Below are 23,109 nucleotides of genomic sequence, written 5' to 3' on the forward strand. Positions count from 1 at the left end.
TTAACGGCTTACCCATATGACAGGCTTTTTTTGAAACCGGATACAAAATATTTAAAATAAATTTATTGTAACCAATCCGTCGATTTTTCACTCTCATGTGTAATGGTGCATACAGAAGATCTTTACTATATAGATAAAGTAAAAAACGGAGATCACGCTTCGTATGCTTTCCTTGTTAATAAGTACAAGGATATGGTTTACAGCATAGCCATGAAAATTCTGCGCGATGCCGATGATGCCAACGACATTGCCCAGGATTGTTTTATAAAAGCTTATCAGCAAATTCATAAATTTGAAGGAAAGTCAAAATTTTCAACCTGGTTATATACTATTGTTTACCGTACCAGTGTAACCAAGCTTAAAGAGAATAAGGTTGAAACCGTTACCATGGGCGATGAGATCAGCGAAATTTCTGATCATTTACCCGGTCAGTTTGAACAATTACAGGCCCGGCAGGTTAAACAATACGTACAGGCAGCTATACAAAAGCTGCCACAGATAGATGCCTTGTTGGTTACCTTGTATTATATCAATGACCTGCCGGTAAAAGAGATAGAAGAAATTACAGGGTTATCAAAACCTAATATAAAGATCAAACTATACCGTGCCCGTAAAGTGTTAGAAAAAGATTTAAAGTTTTTGTTGGACAGTGAAATGAAAGTTGATCATGAAAGCTAATAAAAAAGATGTTTTTAAGCGCGTTTTAAAACTTGCCCCTGCTGACAGGCCCGCTGCTGATTTCACAGGATCGGTAATGGAGATGATTGAGGCTGACGCAGCACGTGAAGCGGCGCTGAAATCGCTTTTACAACAACCAACAACAGAGGGCCCTGCATTTAATTTTACCGCCTCCGTTATGGCACAAATAACTGCGAAGAATCAGCCGGTTATTTTTAAGCCCATTATTACCCCAAAAGCCTGGTACGGTATTGGTGCTGTCGCGATGCTTTTTTTATTGCTGATAGGACTGTCTAATTCGCCTGCGCACACCGTTACAGATCAAAGCCGGGTAGCCGACCTTTTAAAACAGATCGATCACCTGCCGTCAATATATTTTATGGCTATTATTGCAGTTGGGATGTTATTATTTATAGATTACTTGTTTACCCAGCGCACAAGCAAAACAAAAGCAGTGTAGTTATTCTACCGGTATCATTTTTAAACAAACAGCCGACTCCATCACAACGCTCCTGTTATGGTTTTGTATAAGTCTGCCTGTTTTTTTGTCAATCCTGAATACATTAACACGGGCCCTGGTACCAATCAATATGAAATTGCCTGTCGGGTCGATCACAAAGTTACGCGGGTTGTCGCCGTCTGTCTTGGTACGGTCAACGTAAGTTAACTTGCCGCTCTCCTGGTCAATAGCATAAATTACAATTTCGTTGGCGGTACCACGATTGGTAGCATACAAAAACAACCCATCCGGCGATACATGGATATCGGCTGCGCCGTTTATGCCTTTAAAATCGTCGGGCATCATTTTAACGGTTTGCAATTCTTTAAGCGCGCCATCATCATAACTAAAGGCGGTAATAGTAGCCGTCATTTCCTGTACGTTGTACATGAATTTTCCATTCGGCGAGAAATCGCTGTGGCGAGGACCTGAGCCGCCCGCTGTACTTGTAAAAGCAGGCGTGGCAGGTGATAACGGCGGTGTTTTCGATGCGCGATAGCGGAACACATTTATTTTATCTGTACCCAGATCAGATGCAAGTAAATATTTATCATCAGGCGACAAAACAGTCGAGTGCACATGCGGCTGTTGTTGCCTCAATTTATCAGGCCCGGTGCCGCTATCCTGTATCGTTTGGGTTGATGCACCTAAGGAGCCGTCTTTGCCTATCGGGAATACCTGCAAATTACCCCCGCCATAATTGGCGATGAATATATTTTTTTGTGCTTTATCAACCGATACATACGCCGGTGAACCGACAGATTTCTGTGTATTTATTTGTTCCAGCTTCCCGGTAGCTTTATCAAACTTAAAAGCGGTTACTCCGCCGGACCCATCCGGATTGTTTTCATTTACGGCATAAACATATTTGTAATCCTGGGTTATGGCCAGGTATGAAGGGTTTGACGTTTCAATTTCGCTCAAATAAGCAAGCTCACCACGCTCGGCATAAAAGCGGTAAACATATATCCCCCTGCTGCCATTGGCATCGGGGCTGGTGTAAGTACCAATCAGCACATCAAATACTTTAGGACCGCCCTTGCCTTTTTTCTGCGCGAAACCACATACAGGTAATGCAAGTACTATCAGGAATAATAACTTTTTCATAGCATCAGGAAATTTATTAAACGCAAGGTAATAAAATCCATAAAAAAACGCCCCGTGATCGCGGGGCGTTTTTTGTGTAAATATTATTTTATCAAATGCTTTAACTGTATAACTTCCTTCTCGTCAAGGAAACGCCAGCGGCCGCGTGGCAGGTCTTTTTTGGTAAGGTTGGCATATACTACCCTGTCCAGCTTTACAACCTCGTAACCCAGATGCTCAAACATACGGCGAACAATGCGGTTTTTTCCGCTGTGGATCTGTACACCAATTTCTCTTTTTGATCCGCCGGTTACATAAGCTACCGAGTCAGGTTTTATCGGGCCGTCTTCCAGCTCGAGGCCAAATTGCAATTTATTCAGGTCGCCCTGTGTTAAGCTTTTATTCAACTCAACCTGATACAGCTTAGTAATGTTGCTACGCGGATGCGAAAGTTTATCTGCAAGGTCGCCGTCATTGGTCATTAATAATAACCCTGTCGTATTACGGTCAAGCCTGCCTATCGGGTAGATCCGCTCGCGGCTGGCTTTTTCAACCAGGTGCATTACTGTGCGACGCTCCTGCGGATCTTCTGTTGTAGTAATATAGTCTTTTGGTTTGTTTAGCAGTACGTAAACGTTCTTTTCGCGTTTCAGGGTTTCACCGTTGTAACGGATCTCATCCTTCATCGGGTCAACCTTTAAACCCAGTTCGTTCACTATCTCGCCGTTAACAGATACCACGCCTGCAATGATCAGCTCATCAGCCTTACGGCGCGAGCAAATGCCTGCGTTAGCAATGTAACGATTAAGACGGATCAGCCCGTCGTCCTCTGCTTTTTTTGTCGGCTTTTTGGCGCGTAATGTCTTTACCGGCGCATCCTTGTCGCGGGTTATTTTATCATAAACCGGTTTGTCACCAGTTTTGCGGAATGGTTTATCACCGGTTTTAAACTCGCCCCTCGACGGTTTTGCGCTGCTAAACTTACGCTCGCCCGCGGGTTTATCATTGCGGCTAAAACTATCCGGGTTTCTTTTTGGCTTATCCCCAAAATCAGGTCCTGTTGGTTTCCTGTTTCTTGGGGCATCGCTGCCAAAGCTCTTTTTGGGGCGATCATCACTGCCATTGTCGCGGGTACCGTATGGTTTGCTACGCGGTGCAAAAGAATCACCGCCACCCCTATAGCTATCGGGGGATTTTTTCGGGCGATCATCGTCATTACCAGATGACCTTCCACTATATGGTTTGCTGCGGGGCGTAAAACTTTTCTTTTCGCTTGCTTCGCTGTTACCGTAAGATCTTTTTGGCTTTTCTTCGCCGCCGACGGTCGGTCTGCCACTGTAAGGTTTACGCGGACCGAAACTTTTCTTTTCGGCTGCGCCTGATGAAAAAGAACTGTGCTCTGCAGCCGGGCCGCTTGAGTATCTTTTTTTCGTGCTGTCGTTACCGGGTTTATCTGTCTTTCCTGAAGACTTTCCGCGAGGGGAAGAAGATCGTTTATTGTCGCTGTTTTTTGAAGGCCCGTTTGATCTTCCGTTCCTGTCTTCGCGACCGTTTGTTGGTCTTTTAAATACCATAGTTTTTAAGTTTGCGCTTTCGCAGCGTGAAGGTCAAAAGTACGGTTTTTCGGTGGTTTATCCGTTGTTTTTTCTTTTTTTTTCATCGGTTCAAAAACCTGTTTTAAACCACTTTAAACGCTGATTTGCAGGTTATTTTCAAATACTCAAAACACTAAGCCTGTGTTAAGTGTTTGACAATCTGCTTAATATACCATACCTTTGTACAACATTTACCAAAATGTATGTTCTATGAATAGAAAAAAAATGATCAACAAACACTTACTTACGTGCTCCGTAATACTGGTGCTGGCCATCATTTTCAAGCTTAATATCTGGAGCACAACAGTGGCTAAATCGGGGCCAAAATCAACACAAAAAATCTCCCGGTTTATCGCTTGCGCTGATGTTGCATCAACAGATTACAGCTTCGCTAATGAAACTCTTCCTGCTAATAAAAAAGTGTACCGCAAAATGCAGTACTCGCTGAATAAGCATAATTACAGGACCATACAATCGCATATACTGCAGATCAAAGCCGAAAAATTATTTCCGATAATTGAGCCAATTTTAAGAGCTTACGGTATCCCCGAAGATTTTAAATATTTGCCATTGGTTGAGTCAGGTTTGAAAGAGGGCACCTCAACAAAAGGCGCGGCGGGTTTATGGCAGTTTATGCCGGGTACCGCGCGTACGTATGGCTTAAAGGTAGGACATGGCATTGATGAGCGCTTAAACGTTCGTAAAGCAACTATTGCCGCCTGCAAGTACATTAAAGGCTTGCATAAAGAGTTTAACAGCTGGACACTGGCAGCCGCCGCTTATAACAACGGCTCGATCAAATTAGCACGCGCCATTAATAAGCAAAGCGAAGACAATTATTTCAGGATGAAACTAAACCGCGAAACAGGCACCTATGTGTATAACCTGATAGCGATGAAAGCTATAATTGATCATCCGCAAAATTATGGCTACAGACAAAGCCTGGCTTATTTACAGCCTAAAGATCAACTACTGACAAATAGCACAGTACTGTAAATTTTTATTACGGAGCACCAAACGGCCCGACCTGTCCAGATGGCAGATCGGGCTTTTTTATTTATCTTTGCGCGCTGTTTAATGATTGAATTAGTGAATTATTGAATGAGTGATTAACAGGTACTTATTAAACCTGTCTGTCGATAATTTCTCATTCAATAATTCACTGATTCGCTCATTCACTAATTAAATACATGAGCGAAAAACATATAGACCTGGGCGAACAAAGTGAAGTTGAAGTTTACGGCGCAAGGGTACATAATTTAAAAAATATCGATGTTTCTTTTCCGCGTAACCAGCTGGTAGTTATTACCGGGCTGAGCGGCAGCGGTAAATCATCCCTGGCATTTGATACCATTTATGCCGAGGGTCAGCGCCGTTATATGGAAACATTTTCGGCTTATTCCCGCCAGTTTATGGGGGGGATGGAGCGCCCGGATGTAGATAAGGTATCAGGCCTTAGCCCGGTTATCGCGATCGAGCAAAAAACAACCAGTAAAAACCCGCGGTCGACAGTTGGTACCATTACCGAGATCTATGACTTTATGCGTTTACTGTTTGCCCGTACCGGCGACGCATACAGCTATGTAAGCGGCGAAAAAATGGAGCGCATGAGCGAGGACCAGATCCTAAAAACCATTTTTGAGCGTTTTGACGGGCAACCTGTAAATATCCTGGCACCGGTAGTTAAAGCCCGAAAAGGCCATTACCGCGAATTATTTGAGCAGATCCGCAAGCAGGGTTATTTAAAGGTTTGGATAGATGGCGCCATTGCCGATGTGGAGCCTAAAATGCAATTGGACCGTTACAAAATCCATGATATCGATATTGTAGTTGACCGCCTGGTGGTAAGCGAAGCTGATAGTAAACGCCTGTATACTTCTATTCAATCTGCATTAAAGATAGCCAAAGGCATTATCCGCATAGCGGATAAAGATAATAATGTAGCCTACTTCAGTAAATATTTGATGGACCCGGTTTCGGGCATCTCGTACGACGAGCCACAGCCAAATACATTTTCTTTCAACTCGCCTTACGGCGCTTGTGAGAAATGCAACGGCCTGGGTTATATTTTTGAGGTAGATGAAGCTTCGGTTATCCCTAACCCAAAGCTAAGTATCCTTAACGGCGGGCTTGCACCGCTGGGTGAGTATCGCGAAACCTGGATCTTCCAGGTGTTGAAAGCGCTGGCTAAGAAGTTTGATTTCTCGTTATCTACCCCGTTAGAAAAACTGGAAAAAGAAAAGCTTGACATCATCCTGAACGGTACCAATGAAATGGTGACCGTATCTGTTGAATACAACAAATGGAACGTACAGAGTTACCAGATCACCTTTGATGGTATCATCCGGATGCTGGAAGAGCAGCAGGAACGCCGTGGCGATGAAGGCATGGACGATATGGAAAACTATCGTGTGCTGAAAACCTGCCCGGTTTGTGATGGTGCAAGGCTGAAAAAAGAGTCGCTTAACTTTAAGGTTGACGGTAAAAATATCTTCGAACTGGCTACAATGGATATCAACACCTTACAGGATTGGTTTGAGAACCTGGAAGACAGATTATCCGAACGCCAAAACGTCATCGCCAAAGAAATTTTAAAAGAGATTCGCGCGCGCATTGTGTTTTTGATGGATGTGGGATTAAGTTATTTAACGCTTGATCGTACGGCAAAAACGCTGTCGGGCGGTGAAGCGCAGCGGATAAGACTGGCTACACAAATAGGATCTCAATTAATGAACGTGATGTATATCCTTGACGAGCCAAGCATAGGCCTGCACCAGCGAGATAACGAACGTTTGATCAATGCCCTGAAAAACCTGCGCGACCTGGGTAATACCGTTTTGGTGGTTGAGCACGATAAAGACATGATCCTTGAAGCTGACCACGTAATTGACATGGGCCCGGCAGCAGGTGTACATGGCGGCGAGGTTGTTGCACAAGGCACGCCAAAAGAGTTAATGGCGCACCATACTCTTACTACCTCATACATTAATGGTGAGCGCGAAATTGCAATACCAAAGAAAAGGCGCGAGGGCAACGGCAATGTATTGTCGCTTAAAAAAGCCACCGGCCACAACCTGAAAAAGGTAAGCGTGGATTTTCCTTTAGGTAAACTAATCGGTATCACCGGGGTATCAGGCAGCGGTAAATCCAGCCTTATCACCGAAACGTTATACCCGATATTGAACTATCACTTTTTCAGGGCAAAGAAGCATCCGCTGCCTTATGATAAAATTGAAGGCCTACAGCATATCGATAAGGTAATTGAGATTGACCAAACAGCCATTGGCCGTACACCACGGTCAAACCCGGCTACGTATACCGGCGTGTTTTCTGATATCAGGAACCTGTACGTAGCGCTGCCCGAGTCGAGAATCAGGGGCTATAAACCGGGGCGTTTCTCGTTCAACGTTAAAGGCGGCCGTTGCGAAACTTGCCAGGGAGCTGGCATGAAAGTTATCGAGATGAACTTCTTGCCTGATGTGCAGGTGCCTTGCGAGGAATGCGGCGGCAGGCGCTATAACCGCGAAACCTTAGAAGTGCGTTATAAAGGAAAATCAATAAGCGATGTACTTGATATGAGTATTGAAGATGCCGTTCCTTTTTTTGAGCATATCCCGTCTATCTACCGTAAAGTAAAAACGTTACTGGATGTTGGCCTGGGCTATATCCGTTTAGGGCAATCGTCGACTACACTGTCCGGCGGTGAAGCACAACGCGTTAAACTGGCTACCGAGCTTTCTAAAAAAGATACGGGCAATACCTTCTACATTCTTGACGAACCTACAACCGGCCTGCATTTTGAAGATATCAACGTACTACTCGGCGTTTTATATCAATTAGTTGATAAAGGCAACACCGTACTGGTTATTGAGCATAACCTGGATGTAATTAAGGTGGTTGACCATGTTATTGACCTGGGCCCTGAAGGTGGTTCGGGTGGTGGAAACATCCTTTTTTCAGGCACGCCCGAAGGTTTATGCAAAGTTAAGAACAGCTTTACCGGGCAGTTTTTGAAAAAGGAAATGGGGTTGTAATAACTCGCCATTAAAACAAAATAAAATAAATTTTGTAATGAGATATCGGGCAAGCCAATGGCTTGCCCGCTTTTTTTGTAACATTGCACAAATTTTACCCTATTGCTAACCACCATCGCCAAGAAATTTTTTTCGTACCTGCTTAAGGCTACCATATTGGTACTGGCTTTTGTCTTTATTTATCACCAGTATCTGATAAAAGGCAATAATTTAAAAGAGTTTCAGAAAGCTGTAAACCGGCTAAATCATCAGCAGGTTACTATTATTATGTCGGTTGTTGTGGCATTAATGCTGGCCAATTGGCTGGTTGAATGCCTGAAATGGCAGCATTTAACAAAAAAACTGGTTAAAATAAGCCTGTGGGAATGTATTGAAGGCGTTTTTTGCGGACTTACCTGGGCCATATTTACCCCAAACCGTATTGGCGAATACGGCGGCCGGGTGATGTTTCTTCCTCCACGCAAACGCATCCATGGTGTTTTTGCCATGGCGGTAGGATCTTTCGGGCAGAACGTAATTACCAATGTGCTGGGCGCGGCGGCACTGATCTGGTTCTGCTTTACCTTTTTGCATTTGAATGGCTGGCTGCTGGCCGGTATCACAGTATTGGGGATAGTCTTTATGACATTGTTTTTAGTGTTGTACTTCAATATAAAGTGGTTGGTGCGGTTGCTAAACAGCATATCCTTTTTAAGAAAGTATCACCGCTTTTTTGATATCATGGGGGCCTATAAGTTTACCGACTTGGTAAACATCATGTTTTTTTGCCTTACTCGTTTCTTCATCTTTTCATTCCAATACTACCTGGTTATCCATCTGCTGGTGCCCGATATTCCGTTTGTTGATGTGATACTGATGGTGTTCATCGTATTCTTTATCCAGTCGGCTTTACCATCTCTTGACCTGCTGGATGTACCGGTACGTGCCACGGCTTCTGCTACCTTATTTGCCTATGTGACACATCAGCAAATAGCCATAATTGCGGCATTTACGTCTATTTGGCTTATAAATCTAATTATTCCCGCTATTTTAGGCTCCTTGTTTATTTTTAACCTTAAGTTTTTTGATCGCAACGTATAGTATAATTTGTTTGGTGCTTACAGGTATTTACCTGTTCCTGTTGTCGTATTTTATTAAAGGCTGGGCTAATTTAAAGCGCTTTAATGTCAGCGTTGACACTTTCAGCACCAAAGTGACCATACTGATAGCGGCCCGTAATGAAGCCGAGCGAATCCATCTTACCATTGAAGATATCCTGGCGCAGGATTACCCTAAACACATTACAGAAATAATTATTGTTGACGACCACTCGACCGATAACACGGCCGCCATTATCAGCAGCTACGCGTCAAGGGGGATCAAACTTTTGCAACTGAATGAAGCCGAGCCACTGAACTCTTATAAGAAAAAAGCGATAGCCAAGGCCATCGGCATGTCTACAGGAGATTTGATGGTAGCTACTGATGCCGACTGCCGAATGGGAACAAAATGGCTGTCATCTATTGTTGGGTATTATGAAACAGAACATCCGTTAATGATCTCCTCGCCGGTGACTTACTTTGAAGAAAAATCATTATTTGAGCGGATGCAAACCCTGGAGTTTTCCTACCTGATCGGCATAGGCGCATCGTTCATTGGTAATAATCGCGCGTCAACCTGTAACGGCGCTAACCTGGCTTATCGTAAAGATACCTTTTATGAAGTCGGCGGGTTTGCGGGTATTGATGACCTTGCATCGGGCGACGACGAACTGTTGCTGCAAAAAGTGGCCGAGCGTTTCCCAAATCGCATCGGTTTCCTGAAATTGCGCGAAGCTGTAGTGTATACCCATGCCAAACCTAATTTAAAAGAGTTTTTACAGCAGCGCAGGCGCTGGGCATCAAAATCAACCAAGTATAAAGATAAAAAGATAGTGCTGCTGGCCGTTTGTATCTGGTTGTTCAATGTATCTTTACTGGTAAATGCGGGCTTAAGCTTTTTTAGCGGCAGCTTCTTTTACCTCTTCCTGCTGCAGTTCTTCCTTAAATATACGGTAGAGTTTGTCTTCCTGCTGCCCATCACCCTGTTCTTTAAACGACAGCAGCTGATGTCTTTATTGATCTTGCTGTCGCCGGTGCATATTTTATACTTTGTTTATGTGGGCCTGATAGGTAATACCAAAAAATACATGTGGAAGGGCCGAGTGGTTAGATAAGCACTAACCGGCAGGCTAGATGGTGGGCTTTGTTATCATAATCTCATAAATCCTGAATTTTAAAAGACAGGCATTGTCAATGCTCTTTAATTAAGCGATATTTAGCCAAACGGAATAGCATACACTTGGCAGAACTCACCCCCGCACAACGTACCTGGAAGATCTTTAAACGCAATAAATTTGCCGTTGCAGGTATAGTGTTTATTATGCTATCGGTAATTGTTGCCGTACTTGGCTACCTGATCATGCCCGACGACACGCCGCTTGCCAATAACCAGACCATACAATTGAGCATTAAAAAACCGGGCGTTAAATTTATGATGCTGCACTTAAAAAAGGCAGAGCATATTGACACTGTTAACCTGTTGAGCAAAATGCTTTTTGGCCAACCCGCTTTTTACCGCGATATCCCCATAACAAGCTACACGCCCTTAAAAAATGGCGTACAGGTTTCCGAATATATCGGCGATGAGGATAAGCCGGAAAAGAAGACATATACGCTATCCTCCGAGCTGATCGCTAAAGGGCCATCAGCATACATCACACATAAAATTTTTTTGCTTGGGACAGATGTTTACGGGCGCGATATGCTTAGCCGTTTGATATTGGGTGCGCGTATTTCATTATCGGTTGGTTTAATGGCCGTGATCATCAGTTTGCTTATTGGTGTAACCATCGGCGCCGTCGCCGGTTATTTTGGGGGCTGGATAGATGCCGCATTAAGCTGGCTCATGAATATCCTGTGGGCATTGCCTGCCCTGCTGCTGGTTATCGCTATATCTTTCGCGTTGGGTAAGGGCTTGTGGCAGATATTTATAGCTGTTGGCCTGTCTATGTGGGTTGAGGTTGCCCGCCTGGTACGCGGGCAGGTAATCAGCGTTAAACAAACCGAATATATTGAAGCGGCGCGTTCATTGGGCTATAATAACCTGCGCATAATCCGCCGGCATATCCTGCCAAACATTGCCGGGCCTATATTGGTAATGGCTTCATCTAACTTTGCCTCGGCCATTTTACTGGAAGCAGGGTTAAGTTTTTTAGGCTTTGGCGCACAGCCGCCCATGCCTACCTGGGGCAGCATGATCAAGGAGCATTATGGTTATATTATCATGGATTCGGCCTATTTATCCATAATTCCGGGGCTGGCAATTATGCTAATCGTTTATGCGTTTAATCTCGTAACGGTTGGATTAAGAGACGCTTTTGATATAAAATCGCAAAACACTCTCATTTAAATTATATTTTTTATATAAATTTAGGCTCTCTGAGCCCAAAGATGCAAAATCAAGATCATTCTTCAGAAGAAGAGGAAGATGAATTAATACGGTTGCTGCTAAAACGGCAGTCCGAGCTAAACTCTTTACTTGAGGTTACGCGGGCTATCAATAAGAATGTGGCTACGCCCGTGTTAATACAAATGCTGGAGGTAATTTTGCAGAATTATCTGCAGGTTGGTGTTTTTCGTTTCTTAATTGAAAAGAACGGCACTTTTGCCTGCGTATCAAAATATGGCGGCGAAGTTGAACCAACAAGCGCCCTTAACCGCGCATGCGCCACGCTAAACAAAGTAAAGTCTCCTGAATCATTGGCCGGCAACACCAATGATGTCCTAAAAAAATACGACTATTTTATCCCTATATATGTTAAAAGCAAGGCAGTAGCTTTCGCGCTGATAGGTGACTTCAACACATCGGGCGAGATGTTAAACAACGACCTGAATTTTATCCAAACCATGATAAACGTTGTTGTGGTGGCTTTAGAGAATAAGAAGTTGTTCCGCGAGCGTTTGCAGTCAGAACGTTTACGCCGAGAGATGGAACTGGCCGCCGAGGTGCAGAATATGCTGATCCCGCTCAGGATGCATAAGGACGAAAGTGTTGAGATTGATGCCAAGTACCTGCCACACCAGAACATCGGCGGCGATTATTACGACTTTATGCGCCTTAACGACCACGAGTTTTTATGGTGCATTGCCGATGTATCCGGCAAAGGAGTATCGGCGGCATTGCTGATGGCTAATTTCCAGGCCAGCCTGCATGCCTGGGTGACGGTTGAGGATGACCTGACCAACATTATCCACCGGTTAAACCAAAAAGTGATTTCTGACACCCAAGGCGAAAAATTCATTACCCTGTTTATTGCCAAATACAACGAGCAAACCCGCAAACTTCACTATATCAACGCGGGGCATAACGCCCCTATTTTATATGCCAATGGCCAAACCATGCCGCTTAAATTAGGCACCACCATGATAGGCGCCTTTGAAGAGTTGCCTTTTTTACACGAAGGCGAAGTAGACATAGAACCCGGCTGCCTGTTGGTTAACTACACAGATGGCTTGCTGGATATTGAAGCCTATGGCGATAACCTTTGGGACGAGGACGAACTGATGAATTTTGTGGCAATGAATGGCGAGCTATCGCCGGAAACTTTTAACCATGACCTGCTTGACCATTTAAAAACCCAGGTAAAAGGCAAGCCTATTGATGATATTACGATATTGACCTTGCGGATATTTTAATTACATCCTTTTAATTTTTTAATTAATAGTAACTTAACGATTGGCACGGTGTCTTATTAATATCTTTTTCAGAACCGGTCTATTACAATGTTATATAAAAAATTTCTTCCGATTTTAAGTTTTAGCTTCATTATTCTGGCTTTAGCCGGTAAAGCCCAACCTGTAAAACCTGCCGATCACGGGTTAAAAGAATTTACTTTGAAGGATGCAAAACTTGGTTTGATCAGGTTTTATGTAGACACTGTAAATATTAAAAAGAAACAGCCGCTATTTATTGAAATTAACGGAAGCGGCGGACTGCCATTATGCATTTTTATTAAGGGCAAAGGTTTTGGCAGTATATACAACACATTAAATGAGCAGCTTAAAGCAGTAACTCAAAAAGATTATCATTATATTATTTTAGGTAAACCGGGTACGCCTTTTTGCGATACCATCAAGACTAATGATGATGCTAAGCATTTTGACGCACATAAGCTTATTGACAATTACAAATACTCTGCCGAGTACACCCGGCAACTTAGTTTAGGCTGGCGCGTTAATGCTACAAAAAAAGTGATAAGCTACCTTATTAGTCATGACTATTGGGACGGGACAAAAATTGCGGCTTATGGCTATTCTGAAGGAGGCCAGGTAGTGCCGTCTTTGGCTGTTGCCGATAAACGGATAACGCATGTTATTGATGTGGTTGGAAGTGGCTTAAATCAATTTTATGATAATATTATGGCTTGGCGATTGAAAGCGGCAAAGGGTGAGGTTTCTTATCAAAAAGCGCAAGACAGCATTGATGTTGAACTTAAAAAGATCAAAGAAATTTACGCGGACCCCACTAACACCCAACTGGAATATGCGGGTCATACCTATAAAAGATGGGCCAGTTTTGGCCTTAATCCGTCGTTCGAAAAGTTACGATTGCTAAATATTCCTATTTACATGATTGTGGCAACTGCCGACGAGAATTCGCCTATTTATGGGCTTGATTATGTTCCGCTGGAATTTATCAGGCTTGGAAAAACAAATTTAACTTACGAACCATGTGTTGGCTGTGACCATTATTTGAATAATGTTGATACGGCCAAAGCAAGTGTACATGAAAACTATAATGCTAAAATCTTAAAGTGGCTGGCTCAATAAAGTCTGCATTGTTAATAAATCACTAAAAACACCATCCCTCAAAATAATAATTTTGTAACATACGTTTGAAGGCCAATGTTATTAGCAAGGTACCAGCATGAATTAATTGAGGCCGGTTGTGATGAAGCCGGGCGGGGCTGCCTAGCCGGGCCCGTGTTTGCCGCCGCCGTAATACTGCCACATGATTTTGAACATGAGCTCTTAAACGACTCTAAACAAATTGCCGAAGGGTTAAGGTATGCCCTGCGCACGGAGATCGAGCAAAGGGCAATAGCATTCGCGGTGGCATCTGTTGATAGCCTGGAGATAGACGAGATCAACATCCTTAACGCGTCGTTCCTGGCCATGCACCGGGCCATTGAAAAACTGCATTTGCAGCCGCAATTCCTGATCATTGACGGCAATCGCTTTAACAAACACCCCAGCATCCCCCATGCCTGCATTGTAAAGGGCGATAGTAAATACCACAGCATAGCTGCGGCATCCATCCTGGCAAAAACCTATCGCGACGACTATATGAAGCAAATAGCTGCCGAACTCCCGGAGTATGACTGGCATAACAACAAAGGCTATGGCACTTTAAAGCATCGTCAATCTATCTTAAAGAACGGGTATACGCCTTATCACCGCAGGTCTTTCAGCGTAAGCCTTGAAACAGATGGTGTGATGATCCAGGTGTTATAATATTACTTTTATATTATCATCGCCTTTGCGCCGTTTCTTGATACTCTAACCTGAGAATAGTATTTTTGGTAAAAACCCACAAACTTTGAAGATCTTAATACTAAGCCATCGTGTTCCATTTCCGCAGAATGGCGGATACGCGATTGTGGTAGCCAATACCATAAAAGGCCTGGTTAATAGCGGTCATGATGTTTCGCTGGTTGCTCTCAACGCTAAAAGGAACAGTCATGCCAGCCGTCTGCCCGACGAAGACCTTATGGGTAAAATAAATTACCGCGCTTATGATATCGATACTACAGTTACTGTTTTTGGTGTAGCGGTAAACCTGTTCAGCAAGACCTCTTTTAATATCGACCGTTATTATGACCCGGAATTTGAAAAACTGCTGATCCGCGAGTTGCGCAACAGCGATTATGACATCATCCAGTTTGAAGGTCTATATGTTTCTTTATACCTGCCTGCTGTACGCAAACATTCTAAAGCGAAGCTGATATACCGGGCTCACAGTATCGAGAACCAGATCTGGCAGCGCCTGTCGCAGCAAAAGGTTGATCCGTTTAAAAAATCATACCTGCGGATGCATGCCCGCCGTATAAAAAACTACGAACAGCAGCAACTTAATAAGTTTGATGCCGTGGTAGTATTTACCCAGCAGGATAAACTGACCTTGCTTGAATATGGGATAAAAGTACCAATTGAAGTTATCCCCGTAGGGTTACGGCTTGACCAATATGTGGCCGATGTGAGTAAGACAGAGTTTCCAAGTTTGTTCTTCCTGGGATCACTCGACTGGCTGCCAAACCGCGAGGGCATGGAGTGGTTCCTGGATACTTTTATTAAAGACCTTACCGACGGCGACCTACCCGTTAAACTGTATGTTGCCGGCAACGATATCCCCGAGCGCTTTGATGATTATGAGGCATTAGGGAAAATATTTATACAGGGCGAAGTTGATAACGCGCTCGAGTTTGTAAACAGCAAATCCATCATGATCGTACCTCTGCTATCCGGAGGTGGTATGCGCGTAAAAATTGTTGAGGGGATGGCGATGCAAAAGTGTATCATATCTACCTCATTAGGTGCAGAAGGTATCAACTTTACCGACGGCCATGATATCTTGATAGCGAATGATAAGGACGAGTTCTTTGATGCCATAACCCGCTGCATAACCGACGAGGAATTCTGTATACAGTTAGGCAAAAACGCCCGCCTGCTTGCCGAGCGCGAGCATGACGTAAATGTGGTTATTAAAAACCTGACCTGTTTTTATGATGCCTGCTGTAATGGGCTTCAGGCTGCTGTTAATAACTGATACAGCGGTTGGATACCCTGTTTTTAAAGCCATATTTTATTAACTTGCATTATAAACCAATTGTCCCGTTTTATCATGAAGAAGTTATTGCTTGCAACATGCCTGCTATTCCCTGTAATTAGTTTCTCGCAAAAATCCGTGCCACATGCCAAAATCTATGACCTGTTACTTGGCGGCTATACCGGACCAAATGCAACCAAGGGCATAACCGTATACAGGTTTAATGCAGAAACAGGCCAGGCCACTTTATTAAACCAATTGGACGGTGTTGAAAACCCTGATTTTTTAGCCATTAGCAATAACCACAAATTTGTGTATGCCTGTAATGTTGATACCAAAGGTGGTGAAGGATCTGTAAGCGCCTTTAAGTTTGATTACTTAACCGGTAAGCTTGAACTGATCAATAAACAACCCGGCGGCGGATCAAACCCTGTACATATTATTTTAGACAAAGGCGATAAAAACGTATTGGTATCATTTTATAGCAGCGGCAGCTTAACGGTATTGCCGGTAAATAAAGACGGATCACTAGGAACCGTATCTCAAACTTTACAATATACAGGCTCCGGTCCGCATAAAAATCAAAAAGGGCCGCATGTGCACGCGTCACTGTTTTCGGCAGATGGCAGCAAATTAATGGTTGCCGATCTGGGTACCAATAAAATAGATCTGTATAACTATGATGCCGCTAAAGTGCAGCCGCTCACACCCGATAACCCTGCTTTTAAAATGACAGCGCCCGGCGATGGCCCGCGGCACATGGAATTTTCGCCGGATAAGAAGTTTTTATATGTGATACAAGAGCTAAGCGCATTTGTACGGGTGTACAGTTATAATGACAACAAACTCGCTTTTGTTCAAACTATTGCCATGATGCCCGATGGTTATGATAAAAACGGTGCTGCCGATGTGCATTTAACGCCCGATGGTAATTTCTTATATGCGTCGGTACGTGGTAATGCAGACAAAATTGTTTTATATAATGTAGACAAACAAAGCGGTAAACTAACGTTTGTTGAACGCTACGATGTAAGCAAAGCACCACGCGGCTTTACTATTGACCCTACCGGTAGCTTTCTGCTAAGTGCCGGGCAAGATGGCAATACCATTAATATATTTAAGATCGACAAAGCAAGCGGCAAGCTTACCTTAACGGATAACAAGATAGATATCCCGCAGATAACCTGTTTAAAATGGGTCGCGGTTAAATAATAAAATAGTTTAAAATATTTTTGGCTGATAATCGTCTGCCTTGATATGTACGCAACCTTATTAGCTTTACACTCATTAACCCGCTGGCTGGTGTTGACCAGTTTATTGTTCGCCATCTTTTGGGCCTATCGTGGCTGGCTGCTTAATAAGCCTTATTTACGGTTTGATGACGGCCTAAGGCATATTACTGCCACCATCGCACACATTCAACTTACATTAGGTTTATCGCTGTATTTTATCAGCCCGATAGTGTCGTATTTCTTGCATAATTTTAGCACGGCGGTGCATGAACGGGCTATCCGCTTTTTTGGTATGGAACACATTACCATGATGCTGATCGCCATCACGCTGATCACTATCGGCTCGGCCAAAGCAAAACGAAAATCAATCGACAAAGAAAAGTTTAAGACAATGGCCATATGGTTCACCATAGCGCTATTGATCATTCTAAGCTCTATACCATGGTCGTTTTCGCCGTTGATAAGCCGGCCCAACTTCAGACCGCTTTTTTAATAAGAAGCGGATAGCCAGACCCTAAACCAGCTACCCGCTAAACAATTAATATACAATCTCCGTCAAGCAATCATATAGCAACAGCATTGCCCATTTTGCTATTGCAAATACTTAGCTTTAAAGGATATAGTAATAACGTAATTAATTCCATTTTAGTTGCCCGGCCTGTAAATCAGGCACATCTAATGGATTTATAAACAAAAAAAGCGGGCAGCCGACCCTAAACAGCTACCCGCCAAACTATACAACAATTACAATGCGGTAGTATTGTTATTTACAACTTTCCAGATGGCCGCTCCCGGTGTAGGGAAGCTGATGCCTTTGGTATTACCCCTGATAGCTTGATCCTGGCCAAACTGGTATAATGGGTGCCCCTTATATACCAGTTGTGTTTTGCCAAATACGGTAATGGTGGTAAACTGAGTTTTATCTAAAACAGTGGGGATACTTGTTACTGCTGTAACCTCATCCACCGGCCATACGGTGTTATTACTCAGGTCGGCCTTGGTAAAGGTGTTGGTGTTATGCGTATCCTTACTAAACATATACAGCGTACGGCCTGCCGGATCCGTAAAATATTGCGAGACTACGGTGCCTGCAATACCCTGATCGGTGTAATTGGCGCCATCCAGACCTACAAGTTGCGCATTGGCAAACATCACCGCATAATCTGCTTTTGCTATGGCCCAAAAGTTGGCAAAAGCATCGCCCTTGGTGTCACCAGCATTAACATCGAGCGAATAATAGTATAGCGGCCAGCCTTTATAGGTGGTTTGCTGAGTACCGTCGGTTCGGGTTATCACACCAAAATCCGTGGCGGACAATCCGGTACCCAGCGTTGGGTTTGCCTGGTAAAATGGCGGCCAGGTAACCGCGCAGGCCCCTACACATGCCGAAGTGGCCGCGGCATCCTTCGAGAAGAAATACACAGACCTGCCTTTGTTATCGGTAATGATATTACCCAACGTGGCATTGGCGGTTAATTGTAACCCGGTAACCGCTACAGGCGTTGGCGTAACCGGGTTTTTACTCTTTTTGCACGAGGCACTTAGTAATGCTATCGCTACAAGTGACGCGATAATGAATTGGTTTAATTTCATTGTTTTCATAATGTCAGTATCTGGTTTCTGAATTAGTTTGATACTATTCATTACGCAACTCAGTTGTAAGCCGTTGCTTTACAAAGAAAATATTTTTTATATGTATCTAATAATCAGCACAAAACAAAAAGAGGCAGCCGATAACGGCGGCCTCTTGTAATTTATCCCTGCGGACAATTTTATTATTCGGCAAGTAACTCGTCCAAATTTCCAAGCCCCATAGAAAACCCTTCTTTGAAGCCCATTTTAACAATTTGTTCAAGATCGGCCTCGCTATCAAACGAAAGCTCAATTTCTACTTTTGATCCTGACATTGTCGGCATAAATTGATTATGCCAATACATCGGCGGGAAGTTTTTGTCTATGTTTCCATCCTTGTCGCAAAAAGTTGCGGTGGCATCAAAGCTTTGGCCGTCATTGATAGCGGTAAAGTCAACCCGGCACCATGCTTTTTCGCCATTGGGGCCGGCCATACAATAAAGCCAGAAACCGCCTACTTTAAAATCCATAGATTTAGTGATAGCCTTCCACGGTTTTGGTGCCCACCATTTGTCCAATTGTTCAGCCTCGGTCCAGGCTTTCCATACTTTTTCAACCGGCGCGCTAAACTCGCGGGTTATGTTTAACTGTTTGTTGTTAGCGTCTTTTAAAATTTCTGTTGTGTGTGTCATGATGATTGTTTTAAAGGTCATTTAATACGTTGTCTAATTGGTCAAAGCGGTCCTCCCAGATCTTGCGGAAGGTATCCAACCATTTGTCTATCTCTTTCATTTTATTGGCGTTTACATGGTAATATATTTCCCTGCCATTTTGCTTTTGCGTTACTGCCTCGCACTCGGCCAGGATCTGAATATGTTTAGATACGGCCTGCCTGCTGGTATTAAAATGTTCGGCCAGCGCGTTAGGGGTCATGGCACCTATGGCCAGTAACGCCAATATGGCACGGCGGGTTGGATCGGCTATCGCTTGATAAATGTCTCGTCTCATCTTATTTGCAACTGATTGATTGCAAATATATACGCAACCGATCAATTGCGCAAATTTATTTTAAATATTCTATCAAAGTATTGTTACAAAGCCAGGTGCATCAGGCGGATGTTAATTAAATTTTATGGTTACTTTTAATCAACCAATAAAACCATGTATACCTATTATGCCTGTACTGACCCGACAAAAACTGTTTAGCCTGTTTGCTACCGCGATGTTAATTGCAGGTAATGCCAACTTATCCATTGCACAATCCGCAGTAAACTTGCAGGGCTTTGATAAAAAAAGCGGCGTTACCATAAAAACAACCGGTTCAAAAATCGACCTAAGCTGGCCTACGGGTACTGCAGAGCATGGCCGAGTAGTATTCGACCTTGATAAAAACAACCCGCTGTTTAAAAGCATCGGCGCAAGCAGCAAAGGCGTAGATAAAGAGGTCGCGGCAAACCTCGATCCTGAGTTTATACTCACTATTGGTAAGCGTGACCTGATCTCGCAAAACGGCTGGAATATCTTTTTCGACCGGGTACCGCTAAAACCATTCAAAGCATACCGGGTGCAACTGGATAAAAAATCCGCATCTGTAAAAAGCGATGGCTCACGCACCATTGTGAGTATTAGCGGTGTACATGCAAGTACTTTTACAGGGCATATAGAGGTTACTTTTTATAACAACAGTCCGCTGTTTAACGTCGCCGCGGTGATGACCACCGGGGTTGATTCGACCGCTATTGTTTACGATGCCGGTTTGGTAAGCGCAAAACCTGCCTGGAGTAAAATTGGCTGGGCTAAAACCAATGAAGAGTTTACTACCACAGCCATCACAACTGCTGATACGGCTAAAAACGTGGCGGTAAAATATCGCACCATTATTGGGCAAACTGTAGGTGGCAGTCTCGCCATCTTCCCCGCCCCGCACCAATATTTTTATCCGCTTGATGAAGCTTTTAACCTGAAATTTACATGGTACGGTACCAACTACCGCAACATGATGCCGGGTTATGGCATGGGTATCCGGCAGGACCTGTATGGCGACCACCGTTACGTACCATGGTTCAACGCCCCGCCGGGGACCCAGCAAAGGCTAAACTTTTTCTGTATGGTTAGCCTGACCGATGGCAGCAATACTTTAGAGAAAATAAAACAGTTTACGCATGGCGATAAATTTATCCCGCTGCCCGGCTATAAAACTATGGCCAGTCATTTTCATAATGAATACACTCAGAAATTGTTAAGGGGCAAAGGTGAAGCTGGTGAACCCGAATATGTAAGCGTATTTAAAAACCTTGGCGTTAACATTGTACACCTGGCCGAGTTTCATGGCACCGGCCACCCCAAAGGGCCGGATTCTTTAAGGCTTAAGGAATTGAACACTTTGTTTAAAGAGTGCGAAAAAGAATCTGGTAAAAACTTTATGCTGCTGCCCGGCGAGGAGCCCAATGAGTTTTTTGGCGGCCACTGGCTCGAGTTCTTCCCGAAACCCATTTACTGGGTGATGTCGCGTAAGGATGGTGTGCCGTTTGTCGAACAAAACAATCAATACGGTAAGGTTTACCATATTCGAGATAAAGATGATATGTTGAAGCTGTTGGAAACCGAGAACGGGCTTGCGTGGACAGCACACGCCCGCACCAAGGGGTCAACCGGCTACCCTGACCTGTATAAAGATGAAAAGTTTTATAAATCGGATCACTTTAATGGCGCGGCGTGGAAGAATATCCCGGCCGATCTGTCGACCGAGCGAATGGGCAAACGTGTATTTGACCTGATGGACGACATGAGTAACTGGGGATTGAAAAAGAAAGTATTAGCCGAGTCGGATATCTTCAGCATCACCCACGAAAATGAAATGTATGCCCATGTAAATATTAATTATTTAAAGCTGAACACCCTGCCCGAATTTAAAAATGGCTGGCAACCTATTTTAGATGTCCTTAAAAATGGTACTTTCTTTTCGACCACCGGCGAGATCCTGATCCCGACATTTAAGGTGAATGGTGCTGAAGTCGGCTCAACAATCGAGACAAACCAAAGCACGAAGCCCGTTTTTGTTGATTTTTCTGTAAAATGGACCTTCCCGCTCAACTTTGCCGAACTGGTAACCGGTGACGGCAAGAATGTTTACCGCCAGCGCATTAACCTGAAAAACACTACGGCATTTGGCGGGCAAAACTTTCATATCCCCGTAAATTTAAAGGGCAAAAAATGGATCCGCCTTGAAGTTTGGGATGCCGCGGTTAATGGGGCCTTTACGCAGACGGTTTGGATAAATTAATCGTATCCTGATTTATGGAATGATCAGAAATTAAGCATCTATATAAGTAATTAAGTTTGCTATATTAGATCAACCAATTAAACCAAACCTACACAATGAAAAAATCCTGCTTGTTTAAATTGCCCTGCGTTTTTGCACTGCTATTTTTCAGTCCGGATGTTTTTGCACAAAATGCCCGGCTTTACATGAATAAGCAGGAGATTGCCCCGCAATCAGTTCATTTTTTAGAAGCTGCTACGATAGATTCTATAAATTTTTATTCCGGAGCCGAAGCTCATGAAAAATTGAACCTGCAAACTCAGGGTGTTGACAGTGTTTTTGTGATCTTTAAAAAGGATTTATCAGACGTGGTATCTTATTATCAGTTGCTTGATCTGTTTCATTTAGATAAACGAGCACGTAAATTGCAGTTACATTGGGGTTCTCCCAATCACCCATACGTTAATGATCCACAATCGATGGTGTTTAACATGAAATTCGTGCGGGATGTAACGGTCATAAAGCAAAATGCCAATACGGATTGTGTAAGTATGTGGTGGTTAGGAAGAAACCCCTATTATACTAATGCAGGTAAAATGCTTACCTGGTTGCAGGGCTATTTTGAAAACTTGGGTAACAATCCTTATTATCGAAATTTTAAGAGAAAATGAAAAAGACCATAACCATTTTTTTTAGCCTGTTAATAAGTGCAATTGTTGTAAAAGCACAGAGCGCTCTTTTTAACAGGATAGACTCTCTTGATAGAAGGCCATTGGTAATTATAAACGGTAAAACAGTCGACCCTTTATCTTTTTTAGCATTGGATGAGCAAGACTTTCAGGACGTAAAAGTATTTACACGAGAAGAAGCTATGAAAATTTTTGGTGATTCTCGCGGTAGGTTTGGTGCAGTAAAAGTCACTTTGGTTAAAAATGCTAAAATTTTTACCTGGGCTGAATTGGTAAAACGATTTTATTTTATCCCCAGCCAGGTCCCAAGAATAAATGCCAGGCTCAATTACCTGGACTTTGTTGATCCGTTGCAATTTAATGACTCGCAATCATTCATAACATCACTATCAACAGTAACTGGTATGGGGATCTATATGTGGGGTTATCCCGATTGCCTGCCAGATAATCCCATGATTTTGGTATATCTTAAAAGCAACATATTGTATAAAAAGGACAAGACGCCTGGACCTTTCGACAAGGAAATAGAAGCTATAAAACAAAATTTTTATAATGAAAGCTCAAAAAGGCAAGAGATCAGATCCGCAAAAACTACAATAAGAGGATGATACTTATTT

At 43.4% G+C, this 23,109-nt stretch carries 21 protein-coding genes; 16 read left to right on the forward strand and 5 right to left on the reverse strand.

All coding sequences use genetic code 11. The features are described from left to right. Positions 1–102 precede the first annotated feature (102 nt). A complete protein-coding gene (locus FO440_RS03980) occupies positions 103–678 on the forward strand; it encodes an RNA polymerase sigma factor (RefSeq protein WP_144246927.1) in 576 nt (191 codons plus the stop codon). Continuing rightward, positions 668–1,138: a hypothetical protein gene (locus FO440_RS03985; protein ID WP_144246928.1), complete on the forward strand. Its 471-nt coding sequence runs from the start codon at positions 668–670 to the stop codon at positions 1,136–1,138. The genes FO440_RS03980 and FO440_RS03985 overlap by 11 nt, the downstream gene beginning before the upstream one ends. Here FO440_RS03985 and FO440_RS03990 read toward each other — a convergent pair whose 3' ends face one another. Together FO440_RS03990 and FO440_RS03995 are read right to left on the reverse strand one after the other, a co-directional pair. After that, on the reverse strand, positions 1,139–2,284 hold the full coding sequence (locus FO440_RS03990; RefSeq protein WP_144246929.1) for a lactonase family protein: 1,146 nt from the start codon (positions 2,282–2,284) through the stop codon (positions 1,139–1,141). Positions 2,285–2,367: 83 nt separating this feature from the next. After that, on the reverse strand, positions 2,368–3,837 hold the full coding sequence (locus tag FO440_RS03995) for a pseudouridine synthase (protein WP_144246930.1): 1,470 nt from the start codon (positions 3,835–3,837) through the stop codon (positions 2,368–2,370). A gap of 231 nt (positions 3,838–4,068) precedes the next feature. Between FO440_RS03995 and FO440_RS04000 the strand changes: the two genes are divergently transcribed. The 11 genes from FO440_RS04000 to FO440_RS04050 all read left to right on the forward strand — a co-directional run bounded on the left by FO440_RS04000 (position 4,069) and on the right by FO440_RS04050 (position 17,462). After that, positions 4,069–4,854 (forward strand): lytic transglycosylase domain-containing protein, encoded by a 786-nt coding sequence (locus tag FO440_RS04000; RefSeq protein ID WP_144246931.1) that lies wholly within the window; start codon positions 4,069–4,071, stop codon positions 4,852–4,854. A 194-nt stretch (positions 4,855–5,048) separates the two neighbouring features. Next, entirely contained in the window at positions 5,049–7,892 is a 2,844-nt protein-coding gene (gene uvrA / locus FO440_RS04005; RefSeq protein WP_144246932.1) for an excinuclease ABC subunit UvrA, read from the forward strand. A 102-nt stretch (positions 7,893–7,994) separates the two neighbouring features. Then, positions 7,995–8,972: a lysylphosphatidylglycerol synthase domain-containing protein gene (locus FO440_RS04010; protein ID WP_144246933.1), complete on the forward strand. Its 978-nt coding sequence runs from the start codon at positions 7,995–7,997 to the stop codon at positions 8,970–8,972. Then, positions 8,956–10,086 carry a glycosyltransferase family 2 protein gene (locus FO440_RS04015; protein WP_144246934.1) on the forward strand — a complete coding sequence of 377 codons (1,131 nt, stop codon included), beginning with the start codon at positions 8,956–8,958 and terminating at the stop codon, positions 10,084–10,086. The genes FO440_RS04010 and FO440_RS04015 overlap by 17 nt, the downstream gene beginning before the upstream one ends. A gap of 125 nt (positions 10,087–10,211) precedes the next feature. After that, the gene (locus FO440_RS04020; protein ID WP_144246935.1) at positions 10,212–11,321 is read left to right on the forward strand and encodes an ABC transporter permease; all 1,110 of its coding nucleotides are present in this window, start codon (positions 10,212–10,214) and stop codon (positions 11,319–11,321) included. Between the two features lie 41 nt (positions 11,322–11,362). Further along, a complete protein-coding gene (locus tag FO440_RS04025) occupies positions 11,363–12,607 on the forward strand; it encodes a PP2C family protein-serine/threonine phosphatase (protein ID WP_144246936.1) in 1,245 nt (414 codons plus the stop codon). An 87-nt stretch (positions 12,608–12,694) separates the two neighbouring features. Beyond that, complete coding sequence (locus tag FO440_RS04030; protein WP_144246937.1) at positions 12,695–13,741, forward strand: acyl-CoA thioester hydrolase/BAAT C-terminal domain-containing protein; 1,047 nt, start codon at positions 12,695–12,697, stop codon at positions 13,739–13,741. A gap of 75 nt (positions 13,742–13,816) precedes the next feature. Further along, on the forward strand, positions 13,817–14,425 hold the full coding sequence (locus FO440_RS04035; protein ID WP_144246938.1) for a ribonuclease HII: 609 nt from the start codon (positions 13,817–13,819) through the stop codon (positions 14,423–14,425). A gap of 85 nt (positions 14,426–14,510) precedes the next feature. Continuing rightward, complete coding sequence (locus FO440_RS04040) at positions 14,511–15,737, forward strand: glycosyltransferase family 4 protein (RefSeq protein WP_144246939.1); 1,227 nt, start codon at positions 14,511–14,513, stop codon at positions 15,735–15,737. A gap of 75 nt (positions 15,738–15,812) precedes the next feature. Further along, positions 15,813–16,949, forward strand: a complete 1,137-nt coding sequence (locus FO440_RS04045; protein ID WP_144246940.1) for a lactonase family protein — start codon at positions 15,813–15,815, stop codon at positions 16,947–16,949. A gap of 45 nt (positions 16,950–16,994) precedes the next feature. Beyond that, a complete protein-coding gene (locus FO440_RS04050) occupies positions 16,995–17,462 on the forward strand; it encodes a hypothetical protein (RefSeq protein ID WP_144246941.1) in 468 nt (155 codons plus the stop codon). A 251-nt stretch (positions 17,463–17,713) separates the two neighbouring features. On the opposite strand, the gene FO440_RS04055 is transcribed toward FO440_RS04050, so the two are convergent. The 3 genes from FO440_RS04055 to FO440_RS04065 form a co-directional block, all read right to left on the reverse strand. Continuing rightward, positions 17,714–18,562 (reverse strand): hypothetical protein, encoded by an 849-nt coding sequence (locus FO440_RS04055; RefSeq protein WP_222103921.1) that lies wholly within the window; start codon positions 18,560–18,562, stop codon positions 17,714–17,716. A gap of 182 nt (positions 18,563–18,744) precedes the next feature. Beyond that, complete coding sequence (locus FO440_RS04060) at positions 18,745–19,233, reverse strand: SRPBCC family protein (protein WP_144246943.1); 489 nt, start codon at positions 19,231–19,233, stop codon at positions 18,745–18,747. A 10-nt stretch (positions 19,234–19,243) separates the two neighbouring features. Continuing rightward, positions 19,244–19,549, reverse strand: a complete 306-nt coding sequence (locus FO440_RS04065; RefSeq protein WP_144246944.1) for an ArsR/SmtB family transcription factor — start codon at positions 19,547–19,549, stop codon at positions 19,244–19,246. A 166-nt stretch (positions 19,550–19,715) separates the two neighbouring features. On the opposite strand from FO440_RS04065, the gene FO440_RS04070 reads away from it, so the two are divergent. From FO440_RS04070 to FO440_RS04080, 3 genes are all read left to right on the forward strand, one after another. After that, the gene (locus FO440_RS04070; protein ID WP_246104169.1) at positions 19,716–21,824 is read left to right on the forward strand and encodes a CehA/McbA family metallohydrolase domain-containing protein; all 2,109 of its coding nucleotides are present in this window, start codon (positions 19,716–19,718) and stop codon (positions 21,822–21,824) included. Positions 21,825–21,919: 95 nt separating this feature from the next. Next, positions 21,920–22,474 (forward strand): hypothetical protein, encoded by a 555-nt coding sequence (locus FO440_RS04075; RefSeq protein WP_144246945.1) that lies wholly within the window; start codon positions 21,920–21,922, stop codon positions 22,472–22,474. Then, entirely contained in the window at positions 22,471–23,100 is a 630-nt protein-coding gene (locus tag FO440_RS04080; RefSeq protein WP_144246946.1) for a hypothetical protein, read from the forward strand. The genes FO440_RS04075 and FO440_RS04080 overlap by 4 nt, the downstream gene beginning before the upstream one ends. The last annotated feature ends 9 nt before the right edge of the window (positions 23,101–23,109 follow it).

The sequence above is a fragment of the Mucilaginibacter corticis genome (assembly GCF_007558865.1).
Taxonomy (GTDB): domain Bacteria; phylum Bacteroidota; class Bacteroidia; order Sphingobacteriales; family Sphingobacteriaceae; genus Mucilaginibacter; species Mucilaginibacter corticis.